General features: G+C 58.6%; 1 protein-coding gene. It reads right to left on the bottom strand.

The window, feature by feature from the left end:
* Positions 1 to 447: ATPase, T2SS/T4P/T4SS family (locus tag EP376_RS22730; RefSeq protein ID WP_164745068.1), on the bottom strand; the 447-nt coding region annotated here is incomplete at both ends.

Raw genomic sequence — 447 nt, 5'->3', positions numbered from 1 at the left:
GTGTTGATGGCCTCTAGGAAGGTCATCGCCTCGCGCCCCCGAACCTCACCCAAGACAATGCGATCAGGCCGCATCCGCAGCGTGGAGGTAAGAAGAGTGTCAGCGGATTGCGTCTCCACATCGCGGTTCGCGATCAGCGTTACGACATTCGGCTGGTTCGGCAGTAGCTCGGCCGCTTCCTCGATAGTCACGATGCGCTCATCTTCCCCGACATAGGAGAGGATCTTCCTGGCCGCGACGGTTTTCCCAGTGGACGTTCCGCCGGAAACCACCATGTTCATTTTGTTCTCGACGCAGAACTTGATCGCGGCGTAAATGTCGCCGCTCTTCACGACCTGGCGCAGCTCGCGGTTCCGTTCCTGGCGGACGCCTTCAAGGCTGCGTTCTGCACCATAGAGATACTTCAGCTCGATCTTTTCCAGCGGCAGGGTAGAGAAGAAGCGCAAC

Source organism: Alexandriicola marinus, from assembly GCF_004000435.1.
Taxonomy (GTDB): domain Bacteria; phylum Pseudomonadota; class Alphaproteobacteria; order Rhodobacterales; family Rhodobacteraceae; genus Alexandriicola; species Alexandriicola marinus.
This window is presented reverse-complemented; position numbering and strand designations above follow the sequence as displayed.